This is a genomic window from Maribacter sp. MS6 (genome assembly GCF_056839185.1).
The window spans coordinates 3,753,225-3,770,984 of the sequence record NZ_CM166389.1 but is presented as its reverse complement, the minus strand read 5'-3'; the positions used below and the strand labels follow the sequence as shown (position 1 = coordinate 3,770,984).

Genomic DNA, 17,760 nt, shown 5'->3' with positions numbered 1-17,760 from the left:
TAAACACAATACAAATGAAAAAAGTAATAGTAGTAACATTAGTACTAGCAATCACAGCATCTTGCTCCGCACAATGGGGTAAAAAAATTAAGGGAAACGGAGATAAAGTGACCATAGAACGGTCTACCGGCAATTATGATGACATAGCAGTTTCCGGATGGTTTGATGTAGATTTAGTAGACGGAAAAGAAGGTGAGCTAACCTTGGAAGGAGAATCCAATCTGTTGGAATACATTATTACCGAGGTAAAAAATGGCAAACTGAAAATTAAAACTGAAAATAATATAAACCTAAAACCATCGGATTGGAATAACGGTATCAGAATAACGGTACCCGTAGAACGCATAAGCGCTATTTCATTATCTGGATCTGGTGACATTGTAGGCAAAACCACCCTAAAAACAGAAACACTGGATACAGCAATGTCTGGATCTGGAGATATTACCTTGGATATAGAAACCAATACCGTAAGTGCAAGTATGTCTGGCTCTGGCGATATTACCTTTAGCGGAAATACTACAGATTTCTCGGCAACCATTTCTGGAAGCGGCGATATTAAAGCCTTTGACCTAGAGGCCGATAATGTAGATGCTACCGTTTCTGGATCAGCTGATATAAAAGTAACTGCAAATAAAATGCTTAAAGCCAGAGTCTCCGGTTCCGGAGATATTACCTACAGAGGAAACCCGGAAAAACTAGATACCAAAACGTCCGGTTCTGGAGATATTTCAAAAGACTAACATCAAAATCACGAACAATCAGTAACGTTAAGAGTCCCTTTTGTAAAGGGACTTTTTATTTGGTACCCGGAGCAACAATAAAATCCCTACCAAAAAGAACAAGAATAAAAAGAGGATGGCGTAGCGCATGCTACTTAGATGGTCCACTACGGCAAAAATAACCATTCCAATTACGATGCCTATCTTTTCGGCTACATCATAAAAACTGAAGTAGGATGTGGTATCATCGGTATCCGGTAAATATTTGGAATAGGTAGAACGTGCCAATGCCTGAATTCCGCCCATTACCAGTCCTACAAAGCCTGCGGCAATATAAAACTGCATAGGGGTTTTCATGAAATAGGCATAAAAACAAAGACATAACCATATCAGATTAACAAAGATCAATGTTTTGATATTCCCAAACTTAGCGGACGCTCTTGAGGTAAGTATCGCGCCTAGTACTGCTACTAATTGTATCACAAGAATACTAATAATTAACCCCGTAGTCTTTTCACCATCACTAGCCCAGGCAATCTCTTTTTCGCCAAAATAAACGGCCATCAACATGATGGTTTGTACAGCCATACTAAATACAAAAAATGCATTTAAGTAGCGTTTTAATGGTAAATTACCTTTTAATTGTTGCCAAACCGAGCGTAATTCCCTAAAACCGTTAAAGACAACATCCTTTGTTACCTTGTGCGTTGTCCCAGCTCCTTTGGGCAGCACATAAAAGGTATATTGGCTAAATAGTATCCACCATAATCCAACCGTAATAAAGGATATTTTCATGGCCTCAAATTTGGCAGCATTCAATGCTGCATCCGTTGTACCAATGTCGAATCCAAACCATTGTGGGTTCATGACCATAGCTAGATTTACGAGTAATAGGAATACACTACCCACATAGCCCATAGAGAAACCTTTGGCGCTGATACTATCCTGTTGTTCCTCATAAGCAATATCCGGCAAATAGGAATTATAAAAGACCAAACTGCCCCAATACCCTATTAGCCCCATAAAATAAAAAAGCACACTTAGATGGATGTGGTCCAAACTAAACCAATACAGCCCAATACAGCCCGTTCCGCCCACATAGCAGAAAAATTTCATGAACGTCTTCTTATTCCCAACATAATCTGCAACTCCCGAAAGAATAGGAGACAAAATTGCAACCACCAAAAATGTAAATGCCGTAACTATCTCAATTAGTACGGTGGGCTTCATATCAAACCCAAAAGCGTTCACCAACGCGTCCTCTGTTGTAAATAAGGCGGAATAGAAAATGGGAAAAATAGAGGAAGCTATGGTAAGGGCATAAACGGAATTGGCCCAGTCGTAAAAGGCCCATGCATTCAACAACTTTTTACTACCCTTGGCTGGTATTGTTTTGGTCATAAAAAAATATAAAAGCCGCTCCCTGAAGAAGAACGGCTCTCAATATACAATAAAACTACTATTTGTATTTACTTAAACTCCGTAACTCCAAATTTCGCTGCTTCCTCAGCTGCTTCGGGCGCCCAAGCTGTTAAATTGTTTATTCTAGTATCGTTCGATGGATGTGTGCTCATGAATTCCGGTGGAGCTTCTCCCCCACTGTTTGCCTTCATTCGTTGCCATAATTTGGCTGCCTCATAAGGGTCATAACCTGCGATGGCCATAATCTGTAGCCCTATTCGATCGGCTTCTGTTTCATGGCTACGGCTAAAGGGAAGCATTCCTCCCACAGAAGTACCTATGCCATAAGCTTGCATGAATGCATTTTGTGTTTCTGCGCTTTTACCACTTGTAGCGACCGCAACTCCAACTGCTCCAACTTGTTGCAGGGTTCCTGCACTCATTCGTTGGGCACCATGATCGGCCAAGGCATGTGCTACTTCGTGGCCCATGACTACCGCTACACCGGTTTCTGTTTGTGTAATTGGCAATATACCTGTATAGAAAACAATCTTGCCACCTGGCATACACCATGCGTTTACCGCTTCATTGTCAACCAGGTTATACTCCCATTGATAATCACTTAGGTATCCCGGATACCCGTTTGCTGCCAACCATCGTTCCGCAGCAGCAGAAATACGCTGACCAGTTCTTGTAATCATATGTGCTTCGGCAGTTCCGGACACCACTTTGTTTTCTCCTAAAAATTGATCGTATTGTGCAAATGCTGTTGGAAAAATTTGACTATTTGGATAAAAATTAAGTGTTTTTTGTCCAGTAAACGGATTCACCTTACAGGCCGAGACGCCAAGAAAAATAGTTAATATTAATAGTATTTTTTTCATTTTAATAGTGTTTAGTACCGGAAAATTACAAAATTATTATTTTCCCGTTAGGTGTAACACAGTAAAGTTTTTATTGATGAATAAGGTTGGGGCACCATTTGGTTTTACCGATTTAACATCTACCTCTTCATTGTCAACTGTAATTTTATCAATTTTAAACGGAAGACCATGAAAATTGAATTTTAAAGTTTCATAACCGGTAACAAAATCACCCTGCTTAAATTGTTGTACAGTAACTGAATTCTCCTTACCTGTTAGCTTAAAGTTACGCAAGGAATAGCGTCCTTTTTTATAATCGTAGCCATCTTGGGCATCTTCATATACCTCGGAGGTTTCGGTTCCCAATATATAATAGGTATCCAATATCAGTTCTGTTAGCGTTAACTCTCCTACATATTGCTGTACGGGATATTTTGGAATAATTGCACCCTCTTTGATATAAATGGGCATACGATCCAAATCTGCGGCAACCCAACATTCTTTTCCGCCTTCTACCGCAGCATCAGTCCAAAAATCATACCATTTTCCTTTAGGAATATACATCCTTCTACCTTGGGCGTTTGGCTCTTGTATCGGGCAGACCAGTATTTGATCTCCGAAAATAAATTCATCGGTTCTAAAATGAGTCTGTACATCCTCTTGGTCAAAAAGCACCAAAGATTGTAGCATTGGTTTTTGCTCCTTGCTGTACTTGTAGAACATGGTATATAAATAGGGTAGTAATTGATACCTTATCTCTATGAACTTACGAACAATATCCGTAATCTCGGTACCAAAAGACCAAGGCTCTTGATCACCATGATCACCACTGGAATGAACCCTACAAAAGGGATGAAAAATGCCCAATTGTACCCATCTTGTAAAAAGCTCCCCATTTGGTTGCTCTGCAAAGCCTCCAATATCGGAGCCAACGAAGGAATAGCCGCTCATGCACATACGTTGCATTTGCACGTTAGCAATCCACAAATGCTCCCATGTGGCAACATTATCCCCGGTCCATGTTGAGGAATAGCGCTGCGTACCTGCAAAAGCAGCCCTAGTTATAACAAATGGCCGCTTTGGGTACACGTACTTTTTTACACCTTCATAAGTAGCGCGTACCATTTGCATACCGTATACATTGTGTGCCTTTCTGTGTGTACAGGGATGGCCGTCATAATTATGTCTGGTATCCAAAGGCGCTGTTTTAGAGGGTACTTCCATAACCGCAGGTTCATTCATATCGTTCCAAACGGCGTGAACACCTAGGTCTGACATAAACTCTTTGTATAATTCTGCCCACCATTCACGAACTTTAGGGTCTGTAAAATCCGGAAAATGACACTCCCCAGGCCATACCTTACCGGTCATTAACGGGCCGTCTCCCCTTCTACAGAAATAACCTTTTTCCAAAGCTTCCTTATAAATTGAATATTCCCTATCTATCTTAATGCCCGGATCGATCATGACAACGGTCTTAAAGCCATCTTCTTCCAATTCCTTTATCATTCGCTTAGGATCGGGAAAGAGTTTTTCGTCCCACGTAAAGCAACGGAAACCGTCCATATAATCAATATCCAAATAAATGGCATCACAAGGAATATTTTTATCTCTAAATCCTTTTGCAATTTCTTTTACATTGCTTTCGGGATAATAACTCCACTTGGATTGATGATACCCCAAGGCCCACATTGGCGGTAGTTCGGGAGTACCTGTTAAGTTAGAATAGGCAGATACTACCTTAGACATTTCCGGACCGTAGAAAAAGTAGTAGTTCAATTCCCCACCGTCTGCCCAGAAACTAGTCGTATTTCTACGCTCATGGGCAAAGTCGAAATGCGTTTTAAAGCTATTGTCAAAGAAAATACCATACGCCTTCCCTTTATGAAGTCCTGTATAAAACGGAATGGCTTTGTATAATGGATCTTGATCCTTGCCGAACGCATATTGATCGGTTACCCAATTTTCTACACGCTTACCCTTTAGATTACTATGGGTTGCCTTGTCTCCCATTCCGTAAAAGCTCTCACCGATTTGCGTAATTTTACTCATTTTAACGGTATTCCCGCCATACTCGTAATTCTCCTCCCAGTGAAATCCAATTTCATCCTCGTTAATAATATTCCCTTCTAAATCTGATATTTGGGTACGTGATGACTTCTTGTCTACCAATATATGAACACGAGCAGTTTCTATGATGTACTCCGTAGCATTTTCATTCACTTCCAGTTTACTGTAACCTAAATTGGCCTCTGGATTGATAGCATAAGAAAAATCAGGTTCAAAAACATAGTTGGTAGCGTATCTAAACCGAATAAGACTGCCTCTTAAAACGGTAATCTCTAACACTACGCCATTCTGGGTAGTAAAGTATAATTTATTCGTATCCTGCTTAAAATCAACAATATGGTTAGGGTATAGATTCCCCTTATATTCTAACTCTGTATTTGTAATCATTCAATCAAAAATTTAAATAGAAGCGCAAAAAAAGTGCTTTCACCCGGAATTACGAAATATAATCCGAGCAATCGCATACTATAACGTTTTAGCTACTATAAGCTACTTTAAAATAACAATCCCTAGGGGCGGAATGGTAATTTCTAAGGATTTCTTATATCCATGCCATGCCTTTGCAGAGGATTTAATATTAGAATTTATATTTCCAGCACCGCCATACTTCTCATCATCACTGTTAAGGATTTCCTTCAACTTTCCTTTTTTAGGATTTCCAATCCTATAGTTTTCTCTAAGAATTGGAGTAAAATTGCACGCGACAATAAGATCGTTCTTTTCATCGTGACCTTTTCTAACGTAGGTTAATACGGAGTTTTCATGATCACCATAGTCTATCCATTGAAACCCTTCTGGGCTAAATTGTTTCTCATACAAGGCAGGATAGTTCTTATAGGTATGGTTTAAATCTTTCACAAACTGTTGTACACCTGCGTGGCCATCGTAGGCAAGCAAGTGCCAATCTAAGCTTTGTTGAAAATTCCATTCCGCCGTCTGACCAAATTCTCCTCCCATAAACATGAGCTTTGTTCCTGGATGTGTAAACATATAGCCGAATAACAATCTTAGATTCGCAAATCGCTGCCATTCATCTCCAGGCATCCTGTACACCAAAGACTGCTTTCCATACACTACCTCGTCATGAGAAAAAGGTAGCATAAAATTTTCTGTAAATGCATACGTCATACTAAACGTAAGATCGTTCTGATGGTGTTTACGGTAAATGGGTTCTTTTTTAAAATACTCCAAGGTGTCGTGCATCCAACCCATCATCCATTTCATACCAAAACCTAGACCTCCATGTTCAACAGCCTTAGAAACACCTGAAAATGCCGTAGATTCCTCAGCAATCGTTTGTACACCTTCGAAACTCGAATACACTTCTTGATTTAGTTCCTTTATAAACGAAATAGCATCCAAATTCTCATTGCCACCATAGATATTAGGTTCCCACTCGCCATCTTCACGGGAATAATCTAAATAAAGCATAGACGCAACGGCATCTACCCGCAAGCCATCTACATGAAACTGTTCTAGCCAAAACAGGGCGTTACTAATTAGAAAAGCGCGCACTTCGTTTCTTCCGTAGTTAAAGATGAGACTTTTCCAGTCTTGGTGATATCCTTTTCTTCTATCTGGATGCTCGTAAAGGTTTGATCCATCAAAAAATCCTAGTCCGTGTGCATCCTCAGGAAAATGGGAAGGTACCCAGTCCAAGATAACCCCAATATCATTTTGGTGAAACGCATCTACCAAAAATTTAAAATCTTCCGGTGTACCAAACCTAGATGTTGGCGCAAAATAACCGGTAAGCTGGTAGCCCCAAGAAGGGTCATAAGGGTATTCCATAATAGGCATAAACTCTACATGGGTATAGCCCATTTCCTTTGCATAATTAACCAAATCAACAGCTAATTGTCTGTAGGTCAAAAAATCTCCATTCGCATCTCTTTTCCAAGAGCCTAAATGAACCTCATACACAGAATAAGGTCGGTCCAAGCCGTTCTTCTCGTTTCTATAGCCCATCCAGTCGGTATCTTTCCAATCGTATTGGCTGCTCCAGACAACCGAAGCCGTTTTAGGAGGATGCTCACATAATTTAGCAAAGGGATCCGCCTTCTCTGTCCAGATATCATGATTATGGGACTGTATTTTGTACTTGTATTTTTCACCATGCCCTATATCAGGAATAAATCCCTCCCAAATACCACTAGAATCCCAGCGAACATTTAAGACATGCTCCGATTGCTTCCAACCGTTAAAATCTCCTACAACAGAAATCGCTTTTGCCGATGGCGCCCAAACGGCGAAATAAGTCCCTTTCGTACCATCTAACTCAATAGGATGGGAACCTAACTTATCATACAGACGATAATGTTTTCCTCCTTTAAAAAGGTCTATATCAAAATCTGTAAACAAGGAATGTACGATAACTTTGGACATACGTATCTAATTTTTTTTGGTAAAACTAATCAACTTTGCAATAACTAAGGGAATATAGCTGTTTTACTTGTTGTGTACCAAACCCAAGTTAGAATAATTTGGATAATAATAAAAAATGGAACGCTTTTTGAAATAACGAAACAAGAAAGCGTAAGAAACCAAAAAATCAATATAATTATGAAGAAATTTAGTTTAGTATTCGGAAGTTTAATAGTAGCACTATTTACGGCATGTACCGGTCCACAGGGTCCTCCAGGTTTTGACGGGTTCGATGGGCTAGACGGTTTAAATGGTCGCGATGGACAGGATGGACAGGATGGGGTAAATATCCTGGGGCAGGTTCTTGATATAGAAGGTTCCTTTACTCCGGAAAACGATTTTGCAATCCTATATGAATTTCCCCAAACAATAGAAGTTTTCGAGACCGATGTGGTTCTGGTATATTTATTATGGGATCAGACGGAGGATGGCAATGGCGAAGCGGTAGATATCTGGAGGCTGATGCCGCAGACTCGAATTTTAGACCAAGGATTGTTACAGTATAACTATGACCATACCTTCTTGGATGTAAATCTATTTTTAGAGGCCGATTTTGACCTGACTACCTTACCAACAGGTGATACAGACAATCAAGTTTTTAGAATAGCCGTATTACCCGCAGAAATGACCCAAGGTAAATTAGACACCAGCAATATACACTCCGTAATGGGAAGACTTAACGTTTCCGAAGAAAATATTCGAAGATTTAAGGTAGACTAGGTTTTACAAAATTTCCTAAGAAAAACGCCCCATATGTAAGTGGGGCGTTTTTATTTTCTACCCAACAAGGTTTAAGATAACACTAACAGAAATGTTATTCGAAGTACAGTATCTTTGAAAGGTTTGAAAAAGAAATGAGACCAAAATAAAAAAAATAGCTATGAAATATTCCCTTGTGATTACATTATTAATTTTAGCTACAAGCTGCAAAGGCATCTCACAAGAAAAAGAGATGAAATCAACAGAAACTACTGCGCAAGTAGACGAAAAAGATTTTCCCGTCCAAAAGACGGAAGCGGAATGGAAAAAACAGCTTACGGATGCTGAATTTTATGTCCTGCGCAAAGCCGCTACGGAAAACCCTTTTTCGAGTCCGCTTTTAGAGATAAAAAAAGAAGGTATTTATGTATGCGCCGGCTGCGATACCCCGGTATTCAAAAGTGAAACAAAATTTGATTCAGGTACTGGATGGCCAAGTTTCTATGAAGAAATTGAGGGTAATGTGGCCTATGATGTAGATTATAAAATAGGGTATAAAAGAACCGAGGAGCACTGTGCTACATGTGGCGGCCACCTAGGACATGTGTTTGAAGATGGCCCAGCTCCTACTGGCGAGAGACATTGTATAAACGGTGTAGCCTTAAAATTTGTTCCCAACAACTAAGGCGTTAAGTACGAAGATGGAAATGTGGGAAAACTATATCCGCAGTGCACGCTTTGAATTTAAACGTTACAAAACCTTGGGAGACAAAACGTTTGCGCAACTATCTGATGAAGATTTACACTGGCATTTGAACGATACGGATAATTCCATCGCTATTATCGTAAAACATCTAGCTGGTAATATGCGCAGCAGGTGGACGAATTTTTTAATAGAGGATGGAGAAAAGGTATGGCGGGACAGGGAGAACGAGTTTTCTAACCCTTGTAGTGATAAAGCAGAACTGCTGGCCATTTGGAACTCCGGTTGGGACTGTTTATTTAATGCCTTAAGTCAAGTAAACAGCTCTAACTTTGATAGTCGTATAAAAATCAGAAATGAAGACCATACCTTAGTTGAAGCTGTAAATCGTCAATTAGCCCATTATGCAAATCACGTAGGACAACTTGTCTTTATCGGAAAAATGAGAAAGGGAGCAGACTGGACACCACTCTCTATCCCTAGAGGAGGCTCACAAGAATTTAATAATGAGAAATTTAACCTGTCATAGCGCGTTTTTGGCTAGAAAACACTTCTTTTAATTTACACCGAGATCATTGTCCTTCAAACTTGGTTTTGTATTTTTGCAGCGCTCCCAAAAAGACTTGGGTTTTAACATTTAAAAATTTACAACTATGAGCACTTTCGACGTTATTGTTTTGGGTAGTGGGCCAGGAGGTTATGTTACTGCCATTAGAGCATCGCAACTAGGCCTTAAAACCGCAATTATAGAAAAAGAAAGCCTTGGTGGTGTATGTTTGAACTGGGGATGTATCCCGACCAAAGCCTTATTAAAATCTGCTCAAGTTTTTGAATACTTGCAACATGCAGGGGATTATGGTCTAACAGCCGAAGGAGTAGACAAGGATTTTGATGCGGTTGTAAAAAGGAGCAGAAATGTTGCCGGTGGAATGAGCAAGGGCGTACAGTTCTTAATGAAGAAAAATAAGATTGAGGTCCTCAAAGGTTTCGGAACGCTAAAATCTGGTAAAAAGGTGTCGGTAAAATCCGAAGACGGAAAAGAAACAGAATACAGTGGGCAACATATTATCATAGCCACAGGAGCACGTAGCCGTGAATTACCGAGCTTACCGCAAGATGGTGAAAAGATTATTGGCTACAGAAAGGCTATGACCTTGGAGAAACAGCCCAAGAAATTAATTGTAGTAGGTAGCGGTGCCATAGGTATCGAATTTGCCTACTTCTACAACGCTATGGGAACAGAAGTGACCGTAGTTGAATACCTTCCCAATATTGTTCCGGTAGAAGATGAGGATATCTCTAAACAACTAGAACGCAGCTTTAAAAAAGCCGGTGTAAAAATCATGACTTCTGCAGAAGTTACGGGTGTAGATACCTCTGGCAATGGCGTAAAAGCTACGGTAAAAACAGCTAAGGGAGAAGAAGTTTTAGAAGCCGACATCGTTCTTTCTGCCGTAGGTATAAAAACAAATATTGAAAACATAGGACTAGAAGCCGTTGGAATAGCAACAGATAGGGACAAAATATTGGTGAACGATTTTTATCAGACCAATATACCAGGCTATTATGCTATTGGAGATGTTACCCCAGGGCCTGCTTTGGCTCATGTTGCATCGGCCGAAGGTATTTTATGTGTAGAAAAAATAGCAGGAATGCATACCGAAGCATTGGATTATGGCAACATACCTGGTTGTACTTATTGTAGCCCGGAGATAGCATCCGTAGGACTTACCGAAAAGCAAGCGAAAGAACAAGGCTTTGATATTAAAGTAGGTAAATTTCCGTTTTCAGCTAGTGGTAAAGCGCAAGCCTCTGGAGCATCGGACGGATTTGTAAAAGTGATCTTTGATGCCAAATACGGAGAATGGCTGGGATGCCATATGATTGGTGCCGGAGTTACCGACATGATTGCTGAAGCAGTTTTAGGCCGCAAGCTGGAAACAACCGGTCATGAAGTACTTAAAACAATACATCCCCATCCTACTATGAGTGAAGCGGTAATGGAAGCGGTAGCAGATGCTTATGATGAAGTAATTCATCTATAAACCAAGTTTGACCATGCTCTTAGGTTTATCAAAATATAGCGCTTTTCAAAAATTGCTATTATGCAAATACGCTGAAAAGCGCTTTTTTACGAGCTTATAGCTAGAGAAAACTCATTGTCACCTTACTCGTTTTGCTTTTAAAAAAACTACTATGCTAAAACTATTTAGAGTAACCGCCATTTTAGAAGGGATTTCATATTTAGCCTTATTTGGTATTACCATGCCATTAAAGTATTGGGCAAATATACCCGAACCCAATAAGTTTGTTGGTTATGCCCATGGTGCGCTTTTTATAGCCTTTATAGCTTTAGCCGTAATAGTGTGCTACAATCAAAAGTGGGGTATTAAGCGGTTTATAATTTTCGGAATTGCATCGCTATTACCTTTTGCTACCTTTTACGTGGAGCAGAAATATTTGAAGCCGTTGGATGCTTAGCTTTTTGTTTTAGCTGAATTATTGTGCTAAAAAGCTTTGAACGGCCAAGTAATAACTTTGTAGCCCAAAGCCCAAAATAACGCCTTTTGCCCCCGAAGAAATATAGGAAACGTGCCTGAACTCCTCCCGCTTGTGCGTGTTGGAAATATGGACTTCCACGACAGGGCTCTCAATTGCCTTAACAGCATCACCAATACCTACAGAGGTATGGGTGTATGCCGCAGCATTTAGGATAATACCGTCATAACTAAAGCCCACTTCTTGTAATTTGGAAATAATTTCACCTTCGACATTAGACTGAAAGTACTCTAACTGAACATCCTTAAACTTAAACTGTAGGGTTATAAAGTAATCCTCAAAAGTTTGGTTACCATAGACTTCTGGCTCACGCTTTCCTAACAGGTTCAAGTTTGGCCCATTGATAATTAGTAGCTTCATGATGTAAAAATAGGTATAAAAACAAGGCATTAAAAAAGACCGCCTAAATGTTTCTAGGCGGCCTCTTTTAAATTATTTATAGTACTTACTTAGTTAAAACGGTAACCGGCACCAAAAGTCAATGTATTATAATCGACTAACTCTCCAAAATCACCACCTCTACTAATTTCAAATCCGTATCGGGCCTCTACAAACCAGTTATCATCTATCTGGTATCCAGCACCAACTGCCAAATCAAGTCCTAATGCACCATCCTCAACATCTTCTAAAAGATAATTGATTTGTGGACCAGCTTGAATAGTGAATGATTCTGCAACCTCATATTTAGCCATAACTGGAATATACAATGCAGTTAAATCACTAACAATACTTAGTAATGCAGATGGTTCTATAGACCACGTATCGTCTAATTCAAAATTATAACCACCACCTACGTAGAAACCAAATTCGCTATTGGTAACATTTCCTCCAAAGGACCCCAAATCTACCTTGGCACTAACATTATTAAAACCCGCCTTTACTGCGAATCCTTCTTGCGCACTTACCGAAAAGGCTACGCCTAAAACAAAAAAAGCAATCACTCCTAATTTTTTCATCGTTTTTGATTTTTAAATTGATAGTTAAATATAATATAATTATTAAAAAATGTTAAATTTATTATAGTTTTTAAAACAAAAAAAGTAATCCAAATAGCACATTACTATAGGTTACATCGCTGTTTACAGTTAAATAGGATACATTTAACTCGGTAGTTCCGCTATTGATATCTATTCCGATACTAGGGCGATAATAGAATCCTCCGTCATTTCCTTCATTTATACCAATTGCATAACCCACATCACCACCAAACTTAAAGCCTGTTGTCGGATAAATACGAACGGATCCCGCCACCGGAATAAATTGTAGGTTATCGAATTCGGTTTCTATAAGTACACCACCGGCCGACACTTCCTGTTTCTCACCAAAAGCATTAGAAAATCCAGTAGTTACACCTAAATCAATTGATTTGGAGATACCCCAATGTTGATATAGGTCTACTCCAAGGACCAGACTATACGCTTCTGAGAAATCACCAATCACAACACCACCATTTAAACCGGCTCGGAAGTTGGTTCGGTCTACATATTGCGCTTGAGCACTGAAACCCAAAAAAACAAAAACTAGTATAAGATGAATAAGTCTCATAGTATTACGTTTTAATTACTGTTTTTTACGATACCTGTCTCTAACGCAGTACATCGTTTTTTGTTGTAAACATTCCTTTAATATTGATGTTTCACCTCATTTTATCAGCGATATCTGGCAATAAAGCCTTAAAAATCAGGTAAATATATACATCTTACTAGATTGCGCTTGAACTATAAAAGGTCATAGCACTAAGAAATATGGCCTAACTTCGGTTTTAAGAGAAATCTTTTCAGCAAACACATCGGAGCCACCTAAGACTTGATTGACTATTTATGTAATTAAACAGAACCGCACTATCTTATTTCAAGATTAGATATGGTTTCAAATAAATAATAATAGATTAGAACAAATAGTTTCATGGCTGCCACTAGTAAGTGGTATTGTTACTAAGACGTATCTTTATCCTATGAATTGGGAGCAGGCTAAAAAAGATTATGTTCATTACCTAAAATTAGAGAGAGGACTATCTGACAATTCCATCAAGAATTACGTTTTAGATATTGAAAAGTTAATACGCTTTATCAACGACCACAATATTAAAGTCTTACCTACTACAATAGAAAAAAGCACTGTACAACAATTTATTTATGAAGTGGCAAAAGTTATAAACCCAAGGTCGCAAGCTCGTATCATCTCCGGACTAAAAAGTTTTTTCAATTACTTGGTCTTTGAAGATTATAGAGCCGATAACCCAATGGATTTAATCGATGCTCCCAAAATTGGAAGAAAACTGCCAGATACACTTTCGGAAAACGAAATAAACCAACTAATAGCTGCCATAGACTTGAGCAAGCCCGAGGGCGAACGCAATAGAGCTATATTAGAAACACTTTATGGTTGTGGCTTACGCGTATCTGAACTTACAGGCATAAAGCTTTCCGATCTGTATTTTGAAGAAGACTTCATTAAGGTAACCGGTAAGGGAAATAAACAACGTTTTGTTCCCATAAGCGCCATCAATAAAAAGTATATCAACATATATAGGAAAGAGATACGTGTTCATTTGAATATCCAAGATAATTATCAGGATACGCTGTTCCTAAACAGACGTGGAAAACAACTTACCCGTGCCATGATTTTTACAATTGTTAAGAATCTGGCCGAAAAAATTGGGTTAAAAAAGAATATAAGTCCACATACTTTTAGACACTCCTTTGCAACCCATTTATTGGAAAACGGTGCAGACCTTAGGGCAATTCAACAAATGTTGGGTCATGAGAGCATTACAACAACAGAGGTGTATATGCATGTAGACCGCAGTCATTTAGCCTCGGTTATGAATAAATTTCATCCTCGAAAATAATTAATTTGAAGCTACTGGCCAAACACACAATTCTTAATCCTTAAACTGGGAATAATCTCTCCTAAACGGACGAATAATCAACCGAGCTTCCCTGTCGAATTTAATATAATTATACACCCAATTCACAAAGACAACCACCCTATTCCTAAAACCGATTAGGAAAAACAAATGCACGAACATCCAAACAAACCAGGCAAATACACCTTGAAACTTTATATGTTTTAAATCACATACGGCCTTATTTCTACCCACCGTTGCCATACTGCCTTTGTCCGTATAATCAAATGGCACTAATTCTTTTTTCTCTATCAAGCGAACGAGGTTCTCCCCCAATTGCCTTCCTTGCTGTATTGCCGGTTGTGCCATCATAGGATGCCCCTGCGGGTATGCATTGCTTTGCATACTGGCAATATCGCCAACGGCAAAGATATCGGGATGTTCCAGTACTTGATTGTATTCATTAACCAGTAAACGCCTACCGCCCGCCAGTAGATTTTTAGCATCCAATCCTTTTATAGTTGCTCCCATAACGCCTGCTGCCCAGACCAATGTAGCCGCCTTAAAACTTACATCGGAATTCGTGGTTACGGTTTTACCGTCATACCCTGCTACACGAATGTTCTTCCATACTTGCACGCCTAACTTTTCTAAAAAATCCTCTGCCTTATTTGATGCTTCCTCACTCATTGCGTTCAAAATTCGGTCACCGCTCTGTATAAGGTTAATCGTAGCTCTACGGGTATCCAAATCTGGATAGTCCTTTGGTAGAATACCCTTTTTAATCTCAGCGAGGGCACCGGCCAATTCTACACCAGTTGGTCCGCCGCCAACGATCACAAAATTCATTAAGGCGTCCCGCTCATGGTAGTCATCAGTAAGTAAGGCCTGCTCAAAATTCTCCAAAATTAAACTGCGTAGGTTTAAGGATTGCGGAATCGATTTCATGGCCATTGCATTTTTCTCCAACTCGGTATTCCCATAAAAGTTAGTCTCGGATCCCGTTGCAACTACCAAATAATCATAATGTAATGGACCTATTGATGTATTCACTACTTTTTTTTCTGCAACTATCTCCAGCACTTCTGCAAGTCTAAAAAAGAAGTTGTCATAGCCGATCAATACTTTACGCAAAGGATACGCAATGGAATCTGGTTCAAGTCCACCTGTAGAAACTTGATATAGGAGCGGTTGAAAGCAGTGATAGTTGTTCTTGTCCAAAAGCACTACCTGCACTTCTTTCTTACTTAATTTCTGGGCTAGGGCAATGCCTCCGAAGCCACCACCGATGATTACAATTCTTGGAAAACTAGAGCGCGGTATATTCATTATAAACAACTAAGCAGCAAAATTAAACATTCCGAATACTATTCCACTAGAATACCTACTTTTTAGTACATTTAAACAATAAACAAAACTCACCTGAAAATGCAAAAATCATCAGTACTGGCATTAATGCTTTCGATATGCTTTTTAACCTTAAACGCACAAAAAAAGACCGCCGATGTTTTAACACAATTGGATTCCAAAAGTGAAAACTATGGCCAAATAGCCCAAGAAATCTGGAACTTGGCAGAAATGGGCTATCAAGAAGAACAAAGCGCGGCACTACTTCAGAAAACCTTGGCCGATGCAGATTTTAAGATTACAACAGGAGTTGCAGGCATACCAACGGCTTTTATTGCAGAGTATGGAAGTGGAAGCCCCATCATTGGTATTATGGGCGAATACGATGCATTACCAGGTCTTTCACAACAAAGCGTACCGGAGAAAAAATCAGCAGGAAAAGCGGCGGGACATGCGTGCGGCCATCATTTGTTCGGAACCGCTTCTACAGCGGCGGCCATAGCCACGAAAGATTGGTTGGCAGCTAATAAAATGGAAGGTACTATTCGTTTTTATGGGACACCGGCAGAAGAAGGTGGCTCCGGAAAAGTATTTATGGTACGAGAAGGTCTTTTTAACGATGTAGACATTGCGTTGCATTGGCACCCTAGCTCTCAAAATGCCGCAAGTGCTGGCGCTGCACTCGCCAATAAATCGGCCAAATTTAGATTTCATGGCGTTTCGGCCCATGCTGCCGGGTCTCCCGAAAAAGGTCGTTCTGCACTAGATGGTGTAGAGGCAATGAATATCATGATAAATATGATGCGTGAACACATACCACAGGAAGCTCGTATTCATTATGTGATTACAGATGGAGGAAAAGCACCCAACGTAGTTCCTGACTTTGCAGAGGTTTATTATTATGCTCGTCACAACAACAGAGATGTCGTCATAGACATTTTTGACCGTATGGTAAAAGCAGCAAAAGGTGCGGCTTTAGGAACTGGCACTACAATGGAATATGAAATGATCGGAGGAACACACGAATTACTACCGAACCTAACACTTCAGAAATTAATGCACGATAACTTGTCCAAAATAGGAGGTATCGAATATTCTGCTGAGGAAAAAATCTTCGCAGATAAGATTGCTATAAGCTTAGGGCAAGAAAAAGCAGACGTGGTAATGGCAAAAAATGTACAGCCCTATAAGACCGAAGCAAAAGCTTATGGCTCAACAGATGTTGGTGATGTAAGTTTTACCGTTCCAACGGTTGGTATGGGTGCGGCAACTTGGGTTCCGGGAACACCTGCACATAGCTGGCAAGCTGTTGCAGCTGGAGGCACTAGCATAGGTAATAAAGGGATGATGGTAGCGGCAAAAGCATTAACACTTACTGCCATAGACCTGTTTAAAAACAAAGAATTGGTCAGCGATGCCAAAAAAGAATTCGTTGAACGGAGAGGTGCAGATTTTAAGTATATTCCATTGTTGGGAAACCGAGCACCTGCATTAGATTATAGAAATTAGTCTTTTTTTCGTCTAAAAAAGTATCCTTTATTTCAACACATGGTGCATTTGAAATAAAGGATACTTTTTTTGTAACAAAACAACGGATGCGTATACTTATTATAAGAACTACCAACCAAGCGTGAACAAAGAACTGGAACATAAATTTGTGACGGAGCTTCAGGACAATCAAAATATTGTCCACAAAGTGTGTACGTTATACACAAACGACCGAGACGCTCACAATGATCTGTTCCAGGAAATAACAATTCAATTATGGAAAGCCTACCCAAAATTTAGGGGAGAAGCTAAATTTAGTACATGGATGTACCGGGTAGCACTGAACACGGCGATTACATTATACCGAAAATCAAAAAAACGTATTGATACACAAGATTATGAGTCTGTAATTTTTAAAATAAAGGCCGACGAATATGACGAGACCGAGGAACAGCAACTAAAATTAATGTACAAGGCGGTACGCCAACTGGGCGATGTAGACAAAGCCTTGGTTTTTTTGTACTTGGAAGATAAAAATTATACGGAAATATCGGAAACTTTAGGGATAACGGAAGTAAATGCCCGAGTTAAAATGAACCGAATCAAAACAAAATTAAGAACCATTTTGAATCCTTGAAT

At 39.5% G+C, this 17,760-nt stretch carries 17 protein-coding genes; 9 read left to right on the top strand and 8 right to left on the bottom strand.

Going from position 1 to position 17,760, the window contains the following annotated elements:
• The first annotated feature begins 14 nt into the window (after positions 1 to 14).
• Complete coding sequence (locus MS6x_RS16500) at positions 15 to 740, top strand: head GIN domain-containing protein (protein WP_482603583.1); 726 nt, start codon at positions 15 to 17, stop codon at positions 738 to 740.
• Positions 741 to 767: 27 nt separating this feature from the next.
• On the opposite strand, the gene MS6x_RS16495 is transcribed toward MS6x_RS16500, so the two are convergent.
• The 4 genes from MS6x_RS16495 to glgB form a co-directional block, all read right to left on the bottom strand.
• Complete coding sequence (locus MS6x_RS16495; protein WP_482603582.1) at positions 768 to 2,120, bottom strand: MFS transporter; 1,353 nt, start codon at positions 2,118 to 2,120, stop codon at positions 768 to 770.
• A 68-nt stretch (positions 2,121 to 2,188) separates the two neighbouring features.
• Positions 2,189 to 3,004: a M48 family metallopeptidase gene (locus MS6x_RS16490; protein WP_482603581.1), complete on the bottom strand. Its 816-nt coding sequence runs from the start codon at positions 3,002 to 3,004 to the stop codon at positions 2,189 to 2,191.
• A gap of 36 nt (positions 3,005 to 3,040) precedes the next feature.
• Positions 3,041 to 5,440, bottom strand: a complete 2,400-nt coding sequence (locus tag MS6x_RS16485; protein ID WP_482603579.1) for a glycoside hydrolase family 31 protein — start codon at positions 5,438 to 5,440, stop codon at positions 3,041 to 3,043.
• A gap of 102 nt (positions 5,441 to 5,542) precedes the next feature.
• A complete protein-coding gene (glgB, locus tag MS6x_RS16480) occupies positions 5,543 to 7,438 on the bottom strand; it encodes a 1,4-alpha-glucan branching protein GlgB (protein ID WP_482603578.1) in 1,896 nt (631 codons plus the stop codon).
• A 177-nt stretch (positions 7,439 to 7,615) separates the two neighbouring features.
• On the opposite strand from glgB, the gene MS6x_RS16475 reads away from it, so the two are divergent.
• The 5 genes from MS6x_RS16475 to MS6x_RS16455 all read left to right on the top strand — a co-directional run bounded on the left by MS6x_RS16475 (position 7,616) and on the right by MS6x_RS16455 (position 11,360).
• Positions 7,616 to 8,197 (top strand): collagen-like protein, encoded by a 582-nt coding sequence (locus tag MS6x_RS16475; RefSeq protein WP_482603576.1) that lies wholly within the window; start codon positions 7,616 to 7,618, stop codon positions 8,195 to 8,197.
• Positions 8,198 to 8,357: 160 nt separating this feature from the next.
• Positions 8,358 to 8,861 (top strand): peptide-methionine (R)-S-oxide reductase MsrB, encoded by a 504-nt coding sequence (gene msrB / locus MS6x_RS16470; RefSeq protein ID WP_482603574.1) that lies wholly within the window; start codon positions 8,358 to 8,360, stop codon positions 8,859 to 8,861.
• 16 nt (positions 8,862 to 8,877) lie between these two features.
• Positions 8,878 to 9,408 carry a DUF1572 family protein gene (locus MS6x_RS16465; RefSeq protein WP_482603573.1) on the top strand — a complete coding sequence of 177 codons (531 nt, stop codon included), beginning with the start codon at positions 8,878 to 8,880 and terminating at the stop codon, positions 9,406 to 9,408.
• Between the two features lie 124 nt (positions 9,409 to 9,532).
• Positions 9,533 to 10,924, top strand: a complete 1,392-nt coding sequence (lpdA, locus tag MS6x_RS16460) for a dihydrolipoyl dehydrogenase (protein ID WP_482603572.1) — start codon at positions 9,533 to 9,535, stop codon at positions 10,922 to 10,924.
• Between the two features lie 151 nt (positions 10,925 to 11,075).
• A complete protein-coding gene (locus MS6x_RS16455; RefSeq protein ID WP_482603570.1) occupies positions 11,076 to 11,360 on the top strand; it encodes a DUF3817 domain-containing protein in 285 nt (94 codons plus the stop codon).
• An 18-nt stretch (positions 11,361 to 11,378) separates the two neighbouring features.
• Here MS6x_RS16455 and aroQ read toward each other — a convergent pair whose 3' ends face one another.
• The 3 genes from aroQ to MS6x_RS16440 form a co-directional block, all read right to left on the bottom strand.
• Positions 11,379 to 11,798, bottom strand: coding sequence for a type II 3-dehydroquinate dehydratase (gene aroQ / locus MS6x_RS16450; protein ID WP_482603569.1), 420 nt, complete (start codon positions 11,796 to 11,798; stop codon positions 11,379 to 11,381).
• A gap of 89 nt (positions 11,799 to 11,887) precedes the next feature.
• Positions 11,888 to 12,394 carry an outer membrane beta-barrel protein gene (locus MS6x_RS16445; protein ID WP_482603568.1) on the bottom strand — a complete coding sequence of 169 codons (507 nt, stop codon included), beginning with the start codon at positions 12,392 to 12,394 and terminating at the stop codon, positions 11,888 to 11,890.
• 70 nt (positions 12,395 to 12,464) lie between these two features.
• A complete protein-coding gene (locus tag MS6x_RS16440) occupies positions 12,465 to 12,983 on the bottom strand; it encodes a hypothetical protein (protein WP_482603566.1) in 519 nt (172 codons plus the stop codon).
• A gap of 409 nt (positions 12,984 to 13,392) precedes the next feature.
• On the opposite strand from MS6x_RS16440, the gene xerD reads away from it, so the two are divergent.
• On the top strand, positions 13,393 to 14,289 hold the full coding sequence (gene xerD / locus MS6x_RS16435; protein WP_482603565.1) for a site-specific tyrosine recombinase XerD: 897 nt from the start codon (positions 13,393 to 13,395) through the stop codon (positions 14,287 to 14,289).
• A gap of 33 nt (positions 14,290 to 14,322) precedes the next feature.
• On the opposite strand, the gene MS6x_RS16430 is transcribed toward xerD, so the two are convergent.
• Positions 14,323 to 15,615, bottom strand: a complete 1,293-nt coding sequence (locus MS6x_RS16430) for an NAD(P)/FAD-dependent oxidoreductase (protein WP_482603563.1) — start codon at positions 15,613 to 15,615, stop codon at positions 14,323 to 14,325.
• A 99-nt stretch (positions 15,616 to 15,714) separates the two neighbouring features.
• Between MS6x_RS16430 and MS6x_RS16425 the strand changes: the two genes are divergently transcribed.
• Positions 15,715 to 17,142 (top strand): amidohydrolase, encoded by a 1,428-nt coding sequence (locus MS6x_RS16425; protein WP_482603561.1) that lies wholly within the window; start codon positions 15,715 to 15,717, stop codon positions 17,140 to 17,142.
• A 121-nt stretch (positions 17,143 to 17,263) separates the two neighbouring features.
• Positions 17,264 to 17,758, top strand: a complete 495-nt coding sequence (locus MS6x_RS16420; RefSeq protein ID WP_482603560.1) for an RNA polymerase sigma factor — start codon at positions 17,264 to 17,266, stop codon at positions 17,756 to 17,758.
• Positions 17,759 to 17,760: the final 2 nt, after the last annotated feature.

Bases quoted from the DNA above. Each gene is read 5' to 3' on its own strand.
- glgB (WP_482603578.1), bottom strand. From the start codon at position 7,438: ATGTCCAAAGTTATCGTACATTCCTTGTTTACAGATTTTGATATAGAC.
- MS6x_RS16475 (WP_482603576.1), top strand. From the start codon at position 7,616: ATGAAGAAATTTAGTTTAGTATTCGGAAGTTTAATAGTAGCACTATTT.
- xerD (WP_482603565.1), top strand. From the start codon at position 13,393: ATGAATTGGGAGCAGGCTAAAAAAGATTATGTTCATTACCTAAAATTA.
- MS6x_RS16465 (WP_482603573.1), top strand. From the start codon at position 8,878: ATGGAAATGTGGGAAAACTATATCCGCAGTGCACGCTTTGAATTTAAA.
- msrB (WP_482603574.1), top strand. From the start codon at position 8,358: ATGAAATATTCCCTTGTGATTACATTATTAATTTTAGCTACAAGCTGC.
- MS6x_RS16455 (WP_482603570.1), top strand. From the start codon at position 11,076: ATGCTAAAACTATTTAGAGTAACCGCCATTTTAGAAGGGATTTCATAT.
- MS6x_RS16485 (WP_482603579.1), bottom strand. From the start codon at position 5,440: ATGATTACAAATACAGAGTTAGAATATAAGGGGAATCTATACCCTAAC.
- MS6x_RS16490 (WP_482603581.1), bottom strand. From the start codon at position 3,004: ATGAAAAAAATACTATTAATATTAACTATTTTTCTTGGCGTCTCGGCC.
- MS6x_RS16440 (WP_482603566.1), bottom strand. From the start codon at position 12,983: ATGAGACTTATTCATCTTATACTAGTTTTTGTTTTTTTGGGTTTCAGT.
- lpdA (WP_482603572.1), top strand. From the start codon at position 9,533: ATGAGCACTTTCGACGTTATTGTTTTGGGTAGTGGGCCAGGAGGTTAT.
- MS6x_RS16500 (WP_482603583.1), top strand. From the start codon at position 15: ATGAAAAAAGTAATAGTAGTAACATTAGTACTAGCAATCACAGCATCT.
- MS6x_RS16495 (WP_482603582.1), bottom strand. From the start codon at position 2,120: ATGACCAAAACAATACCAGCCAAGGGTAGTAAAAAGTTGTTGAATGCA.
- MS6x_RS16445 (WP_482603568.1), bottom strand. From the start codon at position 12,394: ATGAAAAAATTAGGAGTGATTGCTTTTTTTGTTTTAGGCGTAGCCTTT.
- MS6x_RS16430 (WP_482603563.1), bottom strand. From the start codon at position 15,615: ATGAATATACCGCGCTCTAGTTTTCCAAGAATTGTAATCATCGGTGGT.
- aroQ (WP_482603569.1), bottom strand. From the start codon at position 11,798: ATGAAGCTACTAATTATCAATGGGCCAAACTTGAACCTGTTAGGAAAG.
- MS6x_RS16425 (WP_482603561.1), top strand. From the start codon at position 15,715: ATGCAAAAATCATCAGTACTGGCATTAATGCTTTCGATATGCTTTTTA.